Raw genomic sequence first — 13,603 nt, 5'->3', positions numbered from 1 at the left:
ATCAGCCCTGCTTGAACTCTGACGAATGGAATATATTTTCTCCTATCGCCTGTTTTCTAAGTTCCTCATATATCTTTTCAAGATACGGGCCGTCTATAGTATCCTTGTTTCTTGTAATAAAATAGCAGATCTTTACCTTGTGGAACATTCCCTCTTTAACGAGAGCATACACAGGTGTACCCCCGATATTGGAGGTATAAAAGGTATTGAAGCCCTTCTTGTCAATAAGAGCCTGCGTCATTTCCACGGTAAATGTATTTTTGTCATGGAGTTCCTGAATGATCTCGTCAGCCTTCTCCTCACGCTGATAGTCATTTAGTGAAGTTCCGTACTTCTTTGTAACAATACTAAGAAGTATATCGGAGAATATTTCCCTAAGATAATTTTTCATCTGTTCTCGCTCCCAAGTCGTATATGCGGTCATACCGCATATCAATTATTCCCCCAACGCAAGATCTGTCAGCTGATTTTCTCCCCGAATATCACATAACTTCCGACGGCTGTGAGATCTTGCCTGTCACAGCTGAAGCGGCGGCAACGTAAGGTGAAGCCAGATAAACCTCTGATTCTGGGTGACCCATACGTCCCACGAAATTTCTGTTTGTTGTTGCAACGGCTCTTTCGCCCTTTGCAAGAATACCCATATGTCCGCCAAGACATGGACCGCAGGTAGGTGTAGAAACCGCACAGCCTGCATTTATGAATATCTCCAGCAGACCCTCTTTCATAGCCTGCATATATACCTTCTGTGTGGCAGGGATAACGATACATCTAACGTTCTTTGCCACCTTTTTGCCGTCAAGTATCTCAGCGGCACATCTCAGATCCTCTATTCTTCCGTTCGTACATGAACCGATGACCACCTGATCTATCTTGACCTCCGGGATATCGTCAAATGTTCTTGCGTTCTCAGGCAGATGCGGGAAAGCAACTGTAGGCTTTATCTGGCTGAGGTCGATAGTGTATTCAGCCTCATACTCAGCGTCGTCGTCAGCCTTGTATATCTTATACTCTCTGTCTACCTTATCCTTGATGTAATCAAGTGTAACATCGTCAACTGCAAATATGCCGTTCTTTGCACCTGCTTCGATAGCCATGTTAGCCATGCAAAGCCTGTCCTCCATGGAAAGGTTTTTCAGACCCTCGCCTGAAAATTCCATAGACTTGTAAAGTGCGCCGTCAACGCCTATCATGCCGATTATATGAAGTATAACGTCCTTAGCGGCACTATACTTTGGAAGCTTGCCTACGATATTGAACTTGATAGCGGCAGGAACTTTGAACCAAGTCTTTCCCTTTGCCATGCCAGCGCACATATCTGTTGAGCCGATACCTGTTGAGAATGCGCCAAGTGCACCATATGTACAAGTATGTGAGTCAGCACCGATAACGCAGTCGCCTGGAGCGACAAGTCCTTTTTCAGGAAGCAGAGCGTGTTCAATGCCCATATCGCCAACGTCGAAATAATTCTTTATGTCATACTTTGAAGCAAAATCACGGCAGGTCTTGCACTGTGTAGCGGATTTGATATCCTTGTTAGGTGCAAAGTGATCCATGACCATTGTGACCTTATTCTTATCGAAAACATCTGTGAAGCCCGCTTTATTGAACTCGTTTATAGCCACAGGTGACGTAACGTCGTTGCCGAGAACCAGGTCAAGGTTTGCCATTATAAGCTGACCTGCCTTGACTTCGTCAAGACCTGCGTGGGCTGCCAGAATTTTCTGAGTCATTGTCATACCCATTTAATATTACTCCTTACTATCAGATCTCAGAGCATACCAAGATCCTTTATTTTTTATACCCATTTATTATACCACTATTTTGATGTTAATGCAAATACATATTTATTATATATCTATGAATAATATTTATACTAAACGTTTGAGATATGAACATATCTCTTTTACATTTACATATAAAATGCGAAAATTTTAATCACATTTTTAACAATAGCACTGCGTATCAACTGAAATATCCTTCACAACATCACAAAATACGAACATTCACGGGAAAATACCGTCAGCCCTCTTGACTTCATTTGCATGGCATAGCTGTTCTCTTTCTGCGAAAAATAATATTACAAAGAAAAAAGGAGGAAACAGCAATGAAGATGAAGTCAATGATAACAGGCGTTTCAATGGCGATAGCCGCAGGAACAGTGGCTTATGCAGTCACAGAGGCGACATCAAGCGAAAAGAAAATGCTCAAAAGCCGCACAGGACGTGCTATCAGAGCTATCGGTGACGTAATGGACGGCATTTCAATGATGATGAAATAGCCCTCATGCAGGAGCGTACCATGGTGGTAACGCTCCTGTTTTTTTGCATTTTTAACTCTGACTTATCTTTTTCAGCAGCGTAAGAGCGTCGATAACATCGACCTTTCCATCACCGTTCATATCCGCACGCTTTAGCTGAGCGGAATCAAGCTTCGTCTTGCCTGCATTGTAACGCAGCATGAGCAAAGCGTCCACAACTGTCAGATACTTGTCACCATTCACATCTCCCTGCTGCAGAGTCTGTGAAGCGGCTTTTCTTGTTATTTTTATGGTGTACGTCCGTTTTACACCGCTTGCCGCCGTGCAGGTGACCTTGACAGTGTTTTCGCCCGTTTTAAGGCTCACCTTGCCCTTTCCAGACACCTTTGCACTTTTGCCAAGAGGGTTTGCGTTTATAGTAACGGAAGAAACCTCCGCATTGACTTTGGCAGTATAACTTGCGGTGAACTTATCGAATTTTGGTGAAATGCTCGTGCCTGAAACGCTCAGAGATTTAAGATAATTGTTGTTATCTCCACTGCTTGTAGGCTTTGGACAAAGTTTATCAGGCATATTGTTGTAAACAGGTATCTTGAACTCCATTGCACTGTTCAAAATATCCTGAGAATAGGCGTTTTTTAGGCTTATGGCTTCATTCGCCTGACCAAAAACGCAGGTCATATACTGATGATAATAAAGGCCGTTTCCACCGTCTACCATATCGAATTTTTGCAGATAAAGGGTATCCTGACCCTTTGTTATGTAGCCTGTGCCTAAGAATATCGAGCCGCCCACTATGGACTTGTATTGATTTGTCCAAGGAAGAAGATAGGTCGGATTAGTAGTTTTTGCATACTTACAGCCCATTTCTGCGGCTGTCATGGTAGAGGTCGCATAAGCCTGAATGTCAAAGAAGTTGAAATAATTCTCATAGCCTTTCACAGTACCAAGGGATTGCGGCGCACCATTTACGCCCTGCTCGTTCCTGCACCTTGAAGCAAGGTGATAAGGTGAAACGCCCGATTTCTTTGCAGCGTCCATAAAGGTCTGCGAATATGTATACTTTTTCTTTGTGTCAGGACAAGTGTAGCTTCCGCTCATAAAAGTGTCTGCAAGAATAGTTTTTACACCGCTTTCCGTCTGATAAGAAGGATCATATGACTGATTTTCAAACATGAAAATGTATGTATCGTTGAGAAAATTTCTCGGATCCATATAATACATTATTATCTCTTTTGAAGCCGCCACCCACGAGCCGTCAAGCCCATACCAATAACCGCCGTTAAAATCATATGCACCCTTTTCCATTGACTTCCATGAAGCCAGTGCCGACGAGTGGACAAGGTTTCTGCCCACAACACATTCTTCCTTTAACGCAGTGTTCCAATCCACGCCAAGCTTTTGAGCGGTAAATATCCACTTTGGGTGCTGTTCATGGAGCTTTCGCAGATATGGTTTATAGCTTTCAGGAAAGCCCTGCTTTGTCATATAGCTCTCAAAATCAGCGTCAGAACTTCCCTGCGAGCCGCTTGATGTTAGCTGAACATATGCAGCAGAAACATAGCCCGTCACATTGCCGCATGATATCTTATACCATTTCGCACCGCTTGAGTCGGTGGTTTCGGAAAGTATAGTCAGGCTGTCGCCATAGCTTACTGTGCCTGTTTTAGAATAGCCTGTGCCTGCACCGCTGCGAACGTTCAGAACGTCTGCCGTACAGCTTCCCGTCATATTTGCCGCCGAAGCCGTCAAACATGAAGCCGCCATTGACGCTGCAATAGCAAATGACAGGATATATGAAATCATCTTTTTTATCAACTCGTTCACCTCAGAAGATATAGGCAATACCGCAACAAGGCACGCCTATGTATAAGTCCTTATTTTTACACACATTGGTTTGTACATTTTTCTGTATCAAGTACAAAACTTCACCCTCATTATAGTACATTTCTAAGGGCTTTGTCAACAGTCTTTTTGATTCATAAAAAATTTACATTTAGTAAAATGCAGCTTTCACTTAAAAGTTACAGATTTATTACAGCCTATTTAGTGGCTTTGCTGTTGATCGGTACATACATATTGTGACGCAAAAGCTCTCATTATAAATATATCCAAAAAAATATGCTTATTTTCGCTGTTTTGACTATTGACGTGTTACTTTATATTGTGATATAATCCTATTACGACAAAGGTAACAGAACTTGTAATATTTTATAATGAAATATTACAAATTAAAGACAAAACAATAGTAAACAAAATTAATCAAGAGCAAAATACTGACAGAAAAACACGATTTTGCAACGGAGGTATCAAATGAAAAAACTGAAAATAAACAAGGTGGCGCTGTCGGTGGCAACAGCGTTTCTTATGCTCACGAGCATTGTTTCCACAGTGGCTAGTGCATCAGGCGGAAACGAGATAAAGCTCACAAGCGACAAGAACTTTGCACAGGCAGGCGACAGCATAAACGTAAAAGCGAGCCTTGAACCTGATAAAACAGGCGTTGCAGGCTTCACTATAGACCTGCATTATGACCCGTCAAAGGTAACAGTATACGTGCCGACCGATGAGGAGAGCGAGAGTACATACAATGTGGGAAGCAAATTCTCTGTTATAACCAACTATGTTGCTTCATCAGGCACTATAAAAATAGTCGGTGCAAACCTCACAGGCTCTAACATAAAGGACAAAACAGACCTTGCCCTTGCGACTTTCAAGGTAAAGGACGGCGTAACAGGCAAGATAAACTATTGGGTAGAGGTTGAAACAATGGTGGCGGAAGCTGACGGTGGATACAAGTCAGTTTCATACTCAGCACCTACAGAGGGTTCACCGCTCACTGTCAGTGCAGGGGAGGAGATCACAACAACTCCTGCAACGACCACTACGACTGCTTCATCTAAGGCTGAAGCTACTACAACTACATCAAAGTCGACCACGACTACAACGACTACAGCAAAGACTACGACCAAGTCCGAAGCGACTACCACAACTAAGGTTAAGTCTGAGAAAGTTACAACAACTACAACAAAGCCTGCTGAAACCACCACAACGACTACAACAGCAAAGAGCGAAACTCAGACCACTACAACTGCAACATCTGCACAGCCTGAGTCCGAACCGCTTTTCACACACAAGCAGGGTGACGCTGACTTCAACAGCGAAACTTCCCTTCAGTTCGGTTTCAAGCTTTCTGACTACATAACAGACTATTCACAGCATTACAATGTAAAGGTCAACGTAAAGTCATCAGGCAACGCAAGCGGTGCAGTCGGTGCATTGGTAGACGGAAGCTGGTCTGCACAGAGCACGAAGCTCACAGGCGGCGAGGAAGCACAGTGGATATACTCAGATCTTGACCCTTCAAGAACAAGTGACGAGGTTTTCGTACAGCTTTATTACTTAAAGGCAAATGCAGATTTTCAGATAGCTTCCGTGGAAGTAACGCCTGTCAAGGAAGCAGTTGACACATCAGCCGTTACAAAGGTCACAGCGGCAGAACCAAAGCCTGCTGACGATACAACGACCACAACTACTACAACAGCAAGCACAGAGCCAAAGGCTGACGAAAACACACAGCCTGAAAGCACTACCACAACAGCAGCCAGACAGCCTGCAAATGTCGGTGCGGCCGTTACTACAGTAAGCGAGGGCGACAGTTCGCAGGAGCTTACAGGATCACAGGCAACAGAAAAGATACAGCAGATAGTTGACGAGGCCTCATCGCAGGCTGACAGCTCAAAAGTAAATCCGTCAACAGGTGTTGAAATGACAAAGAACATTCTTACTGTCATTGCCGCAGGATATGTTATTTTTGCGATATTTGCATTTATCTTCAACAGATTTGCCGCAAAGGACGAAGAATAATAACCGAATATATTTCTTTTGGCTATAAAAACGGACGTTTCCATCGGAAGCGTCCGTTTTTTCGTCAGGGACACCAAGGGGATAGTGTGATCCTGCATTTTATTGATCTTCTATAACAGTCGGAATGAAATTCTCTAAGGCGCTGAGCAGCTTCGGGTGTCGTATAACAAAATGTATAGCAGGCGCGTTTCCCTTTGATATCATCGCCCACTGACCTTCATGGATCAGTATTTGCAAATTGCAGAAGGTCTGCCGCTTAGCATATTTAAGGCTATAGTTTTCGTGTGTCTGTGCATAGCGTTCTGTGCTTTTTAAATGTGCAGAATAATCATCATAGCTGTAAAGAACATCACTGGCACAGAATACACCCGACAGGTCAAGGGCATGGGGACGTGTTTCAAATTCCTCTCGGGAAAGACAGCATATCTCGTCCTCTATGGTCATGGTTTCCAGTATGCTCTCAACTCGCTTTTTACGCTCGCTGACATAAGCTTTTATATCTCTGCCCCAGCGGTCGTCAATGCCATTTCTGTCAAGTATACTATTGAGCAGGTCATTATCCATAGTATAAACAGGCAGAGCAGATAAAATACTCCTGCGCCCGCCACGTCTGTAAGAGTCGGCAGTGAGAAAATCGCTGAAATCTTTTTTCCTGTCACTTCGATATATCTCCATAAGCGGGCAGGCATTTGAAAGCAGATCATTGGCACGTTTACGATAATATCCAAGCTCCTTTTTGGACTTAGTCAGATAATATCTGCCCTCGCTGTGAAAGCCTGCCACGGCTTCCCCTGAAAGAGCCGCCGCACCTGATACCTTCAGCAAATGCAAAAAAGCATTATTCTGTACGTTTTTCAAATAGTAAGGCGCTATCTGCCCCGTCATATACATCGGTATCCAGCTTTCAAGACCAAGCATCATATCATCTAAGGAGCGGTCAAGATTATGTATCTGACAAAGGTGCAGACCCTTTTTAAGCATCAGAGCCATACCGAACATCCACTTCTTCGGAAATTCGGGATCATCAGCCATTTCCTTCATAGGCATATCACTGTACATTATCACAGGCTCATTAGAACGTGATAAGACTGTGGCTTTCAGAAAATCAAGCTCACTTTCCATCATTTCCTTGATGCCAAAATAACTTTTTGACACAGGAAGCTGAAAAGGCAATGCAGGTACTTTCATTTCATCAAAACGTATCACCTTTATGTATTCGTTCAGGTCAAACTCATCAAGCTTATCAAGAAACTTTTCAATTCCACCGCTTTTTATCTCTCTGCTCTGTCCGGCATGATCGCTGAACAGCCATTTGCATATCACTTCATAACGCTGTGACACATCCTCTATATCACTTTCATTACAGCCCACAAGCTGTGCGACCGCTGATATCTCTGTGGGAGTTTTAAGCTCCCTTGCAGTAAAGCCTGCTATTGCGGTGACAAAGCGTTCAGGGTCGGCAGGCTTTCTAGTACCGTTCCGTATACGGAAAACGGTGGAAACATCATAATTTATCTCCTTGCACATACGCTTGATGTTTATATCAAGGGCTGAGATAAGGGTATTGAAATTTTGCCGCATAGACTCTCTGTCGGCAGGTATAATATCTTCACAGTCAAGAAAGGCTCTTTTTATGTTCTCCCTTGTCATATCGCCATAGCCTTTTTCCCTTGCCACAGCCTCAAGAGCGTTGCAAAGCCCGTCAAACGCCACAGTGTCTATCTCAGGTATTCTCTCTCCGCTTCTGTATCTGCTAAATGTTGAGGGAGATATCCCTGACAACTCGCAAAGCTCCTTTGCCGTGCAGGAAAGCTGTTCTATATACTTACCAAGCTGTTCGCAAAACTTCATTTTAACGATCCCTCCCGCTGTCATATGGTATTACGTTAATTATATATCATATTTATCAAAAAAGGAAGTCCCCCACGATATATAATTTCAGAATTGGCATATGACTATTATGAAATAAATCACAAATTTATTCATAGATTTGTTATAATGTGATAAAGGATATCACATTAGGGAAAATACAAAGTAATGGAGGTGTGCTTATAGGATAATAACGAACATGAGAAAAAATATAATATCAAAAGGAGATGTATATTATGAAAAAACGATCACTGCAAGGGAGAATAACCGCTTTTATCCTTACCCTATGTTTGGCAGCACCACAAATGTCTATGTTGACATTTGCTGAAAATTCTACAGTCAGTAATGAAACGGAACTGAAGTCGGCATTGGAAAATACGGAATTTGCAGAGATCAAGTTGGGCGGAAACATTGAGACCACCTGGGAACTAGATGTGGAGCGCACTGTTACTCTTGATCTCAACGGATATACCCTGAGCTGCAGCTCGACAGATGAGGATATAATTCGGGTGCGCGGCAGCGGAAACCTAACAGTAAAGGACAGCGGCACAAATGGCAAGATCGATGGGCAGAACAAGAACTGCGGATTTGAAGTCAAGGGCGGAACGCTTACTCTAGAGAGCGGCAGTATCGTGAATTGCACGGATGCCGACGGAGACGGCGGCGCAGTGGATGTATCCAACACTGGTGTAACGGAAGCTCCGGTCAAGTACGGCAAGTTCGTTATGAACGGCGGTACTATTAAGGATTGCAAAGCAGGTGATGACGGCGCTGCTGTGGATATAGGCATGGGCTGCACATTTACAATGAACGATGGTACGATCAGCAACTGCAGAGCGGAGGACGACGGCGGTGCTGTATTTGTCAAGCAGGGCGGCTTCTTCGTGATGAACAGCGGAACGATTGAAAACTGTTCTGCATGCAATAATGGCGGTGCAGTGAACATATACGAAAATGGCAGCTTCACCATGACCGGCGGCACAATTAAGGACTGCAAGGTAGACTTGGGAGGTCTCGGCAATGCAGTATATGGCAAAAACAATACGGCGATCGTTGTCATTTCTGGAGGTACGATCGAGAACTGTGGTGTATTTCCATGGTCTTTTGATGAGTTCACAGTGACATTTGATTCAGACGGCGGAAGTGCAGTGTCAGAGCAAAAGGTATTGAATACTTCTGCGATCGAGCCAAATGAACCGAAGAGGAACGGCTATGATTTTGCTGGGTGGTATCTAAATGATGCAAAGTATACCTTTGATACCAAGATCGCTGGGAATATTACTCTAAAAGCACATTGGACGCCTGCGGCAACTTTAAGCAGTATTAACATGATCGATATCGAAAACGTGAAGCTCGATTATCAGCCGGGCAATGCCCCGCAGGCATCGGCCAAGCGAACAGGCACTAATCAGGATAAATATGATATTCTCTTTGAGTGCTGGGAAAAGCAGGAAAAGGACGCCAACGACACCATGCACACGGTTGGCTACTGGTATTCTGATGAAAGCTGCTATTCGGACGGCGATGTTCGATTCAATACTTTTGAGAAGGGCGGAAGATATAGATATTCCGTAAAACTTAAAGCAAAGGACGGCTACACCTTTGACAGCAATTTGAAAGATGAAAATGTTACGCTGAATGGAGCAAGCCTGCCTTTCGGCTCGTGGGTCGATGTAATGAATGACGGCAAAACCTGTCTTATTACCTACGGAACAGAGACACGCCCCAGTCAGGCTGTTGAAGAGATCCGACTTGATGCCATTATCAACTTTAATGCCGGAGATAAACCGCTTTTCAGCACCGGTGTCATTGACCCTATCGTTGACACCGATCATCAGCGGTGGGACGCAGATAATGGTTATGGCATCACATCAAGCGATTTCTGGAACACTCGCTATAACGGCAAGCTCATTACGGAGTTTGAAGCCGACAAAAGCTATACCTATGGCGTATATTTCAAGATTTCCGATTTGGGCATGAAAGAGGGCTACCGCTTCGATCAGAACACGAAGCTCTATATCAACGGCGAAGAAATCACCCTGACACCCGATCAGATCGATGTGGATGATAGCGGTGAGACCATTTGGTTCAGCAATGTTCTGACCATGACGCCGTCCACCGTGAAAGTTATTGATGTGGTGGAGATAAATGATGTCACCGTCAGCTTCAAGGACGGCGACAAGCCCGTTTTTACCGGCAAGAGTCCTGAAGGCGTGAAGTATGCATACAATTGCGAGTGGTGGGAATTGGACAGCAAGACAGGTGCGATCTCTGCGGATTTCTTCAGCGGCGCTTATGAAAATAAGATAACCACTTTTGAAAGTGGAAAGACATATCATTACGGCGTGTATGTGAAAGCTGTTGGTTTTGTTGAAAGTGAAAATACCTCTTACATATTCGGACCAGATACTAAGCTGAAAATCAACGGCGAATTTGTGAATTACAAACGCTATGAAAATGATACGAGCGACGGTTCTGACGGCACCATGTGGGTCATCACTGACCTGACTATGACACCAAAGGCAAATGATACAAGCTCTGACAGCAGCGATACAAACTCAGACAGCAAAGACACAAGTTCAAATAACAGTGGCACAAGCGCAAACAGCAACTCAAATACTGACAGCAAGAACCCTGCCAAGAACAACGCAGGAAGCACAAACCCTAACACAGGCAATAATGTTAGCGGTATACTGCTTACATTCGTTATAGCTGGAAGCGGACTTGTAGTGGCAGGCAGAAGATCACGCAAAAACAAATAACAACAGCATGAGCTGACAAAAGACGGGCGTTTCAAAGCGAAACGTCCGTCTTTTTATATCCATATCAAATTTACTCGTTCTGTGCCTTAAAGATAACGCCCGTCACCTTTGGACCTGCGTTTATTGCAATTGCCGCACCTATTTGGAAACACTCCACAGGTGGATAGCCCACCTTCTTCGTCATAGCCTGCACCATTTCATCTCTCACGCTTTCGTCATTGCCGTAAACGATGCAGTAAGGTGTCTGCGGTATCATTTCCTTTACAGTCAGGTCAAGTATCTTTGGCACAATAGCCTTGTCGCCTCTTACCTTTGTTTCTGTAACGATAGCATGGTCATGTATCCTCATGATAGGTCTAAGACCCATTACCTCGCCCACAAAAGCTGCCGCAGACGGAATCCTTCCTGACTTCTTTGCATATTTGAGTGTATATGGTGCAAAGAAAATAACGCAGTTCTTTATCCAATCCTCCATAAATGCCACGATATCAGCCGCAGGAACGTCCTTTGTGGCTTTCATTGCGCCCTGAACTACTGCATAACCATACGCTCCTGTGTAGCTCTCTCCGTCTATATTGTATATAGTGAACTTGCCCTTTGCCTCAGGGTGAGCGGAATAAAACTCCTCTGCCGCCATAACTGCGTTGTTGTATGTTGCCGAGCCTTTTGAGTTTATGGTAGTGTTTATAACATCAGTATAGCCCTCGCTGTAGAGCTTCTCAAAAGTTTCCTGATATTCAAAGGCTGTTATCTGCGATGTAACAGGTATGCCGTCAAAATCGTCAAGCATTTTGTAGAATTTCTCGTTGTCGAAATCTATCCTTGATGTGTAGCTGTCATCACCCATTGCCACCTTGAAATTCATTATCTGGATATCCAGCTTTTTTTCAAGCTCCTCAGTGATATCGCTCGCTGAGTCGGTAAGAAATTTTATTTTGGCCATAAATTCACCCTCCGTTTTTTATTTATTTTATTCGTCCCACGTATATTGCGTCAGCTTGCCCTCTCTGCCAAGGTCGGGATAGTCCCACTGTCTTAACACCTCATAGCAGGCTATTGCCACTGAGTTTGACAGATTAAGGCTTCTGAGCGTTTTCCTCATTGGTATCCTCACACAGCTTTGGGGATTTTCATAAAGCAGTTTCTCAGGCAGCCCCTTGTCCTCTCTGCCGAAAATTATATACACTTCCCTATCATGCGGATAATCCACATCTGAGTGTACCATTCTGCCCTTTGTGGTAAAGAAATAGAACTCGCCGCTGTTCTTAGAAAAAAAGTCATCAATATTATCATACTCGTATATTTCAAGCTTATCCCAGTAATCAAGCCCTGCACGCTTTAGCTTTTTGTCGCTTATCTCAAAGCCGTAAGGCTTCACAAGATGCAGTGCCGCACCTGTCACTGCACAAGTCCTTGAAATATTGCCTGTGTTCTGCGGTATCTGCGGCTCTACAAGCACGATATTAAGTCTGTTCATCTTCGGTAACACTTCCAGATATCACAAATTCGTATAGTCCCTAAGCTCCTGATAGCTTGTGAGCCAAGGAAGCTGACCCTCCAGCATAAGACCGTCTGTCCATGGGGTCTGGTAGCTGTATGTAGTCTTGACAGTAAGCTCTGTGAACGCTGTGGCTCTGTTCATTGCGATAGGCAGGCTGTCACCCTTGAGAAGTCCTCCAATAAGAACACTTGTGAACATATCTCCCGTTCCTGAATAGTGTGCAGGAACATAATCATTCTTTATTTTCCAAAAGCTGTTATTTTCTTTATCATAGCCCACAGTTGACATTCCGCCGTCTGCAAGATTTACGCTTGTGATAACAACGATCTTTGCGCCCTGCTTTGAAAGCCTTACAAGCCATGATTTTATCTCAGAGCTGCGCATTGAAGCCGTAGGATATTCCTCACCAAGAAGTATAGCCGCCTCTGTGAGGTTAGGCGTGATTATATCCGCCACCTTTACAAGCTCGACCATACGGCTGCAAAGCTCCTTTGTGTAGGTCTTATATGCCTTTCCGCCGTCACCCATAACAGGGTCTACGACCTTCAGGGCGTTAGGAAAAGCCTCGAAAAACTCAAGGCAGTGGTCTATCTGCTCGCTTGAAGCCAGGAACCCGCTGTACACACAGTCAAATTTCATATCCATTTTTTTATAGTGTTCCAATGCAGGCTTCATAAAGTCTGTAAGATCTCTCATAACAAACTCGCTGTAGCCGGTGTGTGCCGAAAGCACAGCCGTAGGCACAGGACACACCTGAATGCCCATAGCGGAAAGCACAGGTATCACCACTGTTAGCGAACACCGGCCAAGACCTGATATATCCTGAATGGAAACAACCTTTTTACAACCCTGCATAATAAAACCCTCTTAAAAAATACTCATAAACATTATTATAACATATCCATCAGGATTTTTCAATAGTCCATGGCTTGTCGGCAATATTTTTTTGTAGTGCTACAATAGATATTGGACAAAATTAAGAAAAAAGAAAAGAGAGATAGACAAAAATCTGATAAAATAAAGTTACCACACCAAATTCAAATCAGAAAGGAAGCCTATCTCTCATGAATAGTATAACACAAGATATGAAGTTTCGTCAATCCTTAATGAATTACGCAAAGAAATATGGAGTGAGCCGAGCGAGCAGAAAATACAATAAATCACGTTCATATATATATTTCTGGCTGAAACGCTGGGACGGAAGTGTGGAGTCCCTTGCAGTTAAATCACGCCGACCGCATCATCATCCCAATGAGCATACCAAGGAAGAAATAGATCTTATCAAAAGGTATCACAAACGGAACCCGACACTTGAGCTTCCCGAACTATGGCATCGTCTCAGGA

10 protein-coding genes and 1 pseudogene are annotated in these 13,603 nt (G+C 43.8%); 4 read left to right on the top strand and 7 right to left on the bottom strand.

The genetic code is table 11. The features are described from left to right. Position 1 precedes the first annotated feature (1 nt). A complete protein-coding gene (locus DWW81_RS00625) occupies positions 2–391 on the bottom strand; it encodes a hypothetical protein (protein ID WP_022288467.1) in 390 nt (129 codons plus the stop codon). Positions 392–482: 91 nt separating this feature from the next. Next, positions 483–1,745, bottom strand: a complete 1,263-nt coding sequence (gene leuC, locus DWW81_RS00620; protein WP_038670838.1) for a 3-isopropylmalate dehydratase large subunit — start codon at positions 1,743–1,745, stop codon at positions 483–485. Between the two features lie 362 nt (positions 1,746–2,107). Between leuC and DWW81_RS13160 the strand changes: the two genes are divergently transcribed. Further along, a complete protein-coding gene (locus DWW81_RS13160; protein WP_022288469.1) occupies positions 2,108–2,281 on the top strand; it encodes a hypothetical protein in 174 nt (57 codons plus the stop codon). A gap of 51 nt (positions 2,282–2,332) precedes the next feature. Here DWW81_RS13160 and DWW81_RS00615 read toward each other — a convergent pair whose 3' ends face one another. Continuing rightward, positions 2,333–4,078: an SH3 domain-containing protein gene (locus DWW81_RS00615; protein WP_242989534.1), complete on the bottom strand. Its 1,746-nt coding sequence runs from the start codon at positions 4,076–4,078 to the stop codon at positions 2,333–2,335. Between the two features lie 495 nt (positions 4,079–4,573). On the opposite strand from DWW81_RS00615, the gene DWW81_RS13155 reads away from it, so the two are divergent. Next, complete coding sequence (locus tag DWW81_RS13155; RefSeq protein ID WP_181982625.1) at positions 4,574–6,127, top strand: cohesin domain-containing protein; 1,554 nt, start codon at positions 4,574–4,576, stop codon at positions 6,125–6,127. 99 nt (positions 6,128–6,226) lie between these two features. On the opposite strand, the gene DWW81_RS00600 is transcribed toward DWW81_RS13155, so the two are convergent. Continuing rightward, positions 6,227–7,978 carry a helix-turn-helix transcriptional regulator gene (locus tag DWW81_RS00600; protein WP_117896260.1) on the bottom strand — a complete coding sequence of 584 codons (1,752 nt, stop codon included), beginning with the start codon at positions 7,976–7,978 and terminating at the stop codon, positions 6,227–6,229. Positions 7,979–8,232: 254 nt separating this feature from the next. On the opposite strand from DWW81_RS00600, the gene DWW81_RS00595 reads away from it, so the two are divergent. Continuing rightward, positions 8,233–10,758, top strand: a complete 2,526-nt coding sequence (locus DWW81_RS00595) for an InlB B-repeat-containing protein (protein WP_181982624.1) — start codon at positions 8,233–8,235, stop codon at positions 10,756–10,758. Between the two features lie 70 nt (positions 10,759–10,828). Here the strand turns inward: DWW81_RS00595 and DWW81_RS00590 are convergent, their stop codons facing one another. From DWW81_RS00590 to DWW81_RS00580, 3 genes are read right to left on the bottom strand one after another with little or no spacing between them, the layout of a single operon-like run. Then, positions 10,829–11,701, bottom strand: a complete 873-nt coding sequence (locus DWW81_RS00590) for a DegV family protein (RefSeq protein WP_117896257.1) — start codon at positions 11,699–11,701, stop codon at positions 10,829–10,831. Between the two features lie 27 nt (positions 11,702–11,728). Further along, positions 11,729–12,235, bottom strand: coding sequence for a tRNA (cytidine(34)-2'-O)-methyltransferase (locus DWW81_RS00585; RefSeq protein ID WP_117896255.1), 507 nt, complete (start codon positions 12,233–12,235; stop codon positions 11,729–11,731). A 21-nt stretch (positions 12,236–12,256) separates the two neighbouring features. After that, on the bottom strand, positions 12,257–13,114 hold the full coding sequence (locus DWW81_RS00580) for a pyridoxamine kinase (RefSeq protein ID WP_117858381.1): 858 nt from the start codon (positions 13,112–13,114) through the stop codon (positions 12,257–12,259). 251 nt (positions 13,115–13,365) lie between these two features. On the opposite strand from DWW81_RS00580, the pseudogene DWW81_RS13360 reads away from it, so the two are divergent. Next, a pseudogene (locus DWW81_RS13360) lies at positions 13,366–13,603 on the top strand (helix-turn-helix domain-containing protein); the annotation flags it as partial.

This window comes from Ruminococcus sp. AF17-1AC, from assembly GCF_003461385.1.
In the GTDB taxonomy this organism is placed as follows: Bacteria; Bacillota; Clostridia; order Oscillospirales; family Ruminococcaceae; genus Hominimerdicola; species Hominimerdicola aceti.
Note: the sequence above shows the minus strand (reverse complement) of the source record. Positions and strands in the feature narration are given on the sequence as shown.

Bases quoted from the DNA above. Each gene is read 5' to 3' on its own strand.
- DWW81_RS00625 (WP_022288467.1), bottom strand. From the start codon at position 391: ATGAAAAATTATCTTAGGGAAATATTCTCCGATATACTTCTTAGTATT.
- leuC (WP_038670838.1), bottom strand. From the start codon at position 1,745: ATGGGTATGACAATGACTCAGAAAATTCTGGCAGCCCACGCAGGTCTT.
- DWW81_RS13160 (WP_022288469.1), top strand. From the start codon at position 2,108: ATGAAGATGAAGTCAATGATAACAGGCGTTTCAATGGCGATAGCCGCA.
- DWW81_RS13155 (WP_181982625.1), top strand. From the start codon at position 4,574: ATGAAAAAACTGAAAATAAACAAGGTGGCGCTGTCGGTGGCAACAGCG.
- DWW81_RS00600 (WP_117896260.1), bottom strand. From the start codon at position 7,978: ATGAAGTTTTGCGAACAGCTTGGTAAGTATATAGAACAGCTTTCCTGC.
- DWW81_RS00595 (WP_181982624.1), top strand. From the start codon at position 8,233: ATGAAAAAACGATCACTGCAAGGGAGAATAACCGCTTTTATCCTTACC.
- DWW81_RS00590 (WP_117896257.1), bottom strand. From the start codon at position 11,701: ATGGCCAAAATAAAATTTCTTACCGACTCAGCGAGCGATATCACTGAG.
- DWW81_RS00585 (WP_117896255.1), bottom strand. From the start codon at position 12,235: ATGAACAGACTTAATATCGTGCTTGTAGAGCCGCAGATACCGCAGAAC.
- DWW81_RS00580 (WP_117858381.1), bottom strand. From the start codon at position 13,114: ATGCAGGGTTGTAAAAAGGTTGTTTCCATTCAGGATATATCAGGTCTT.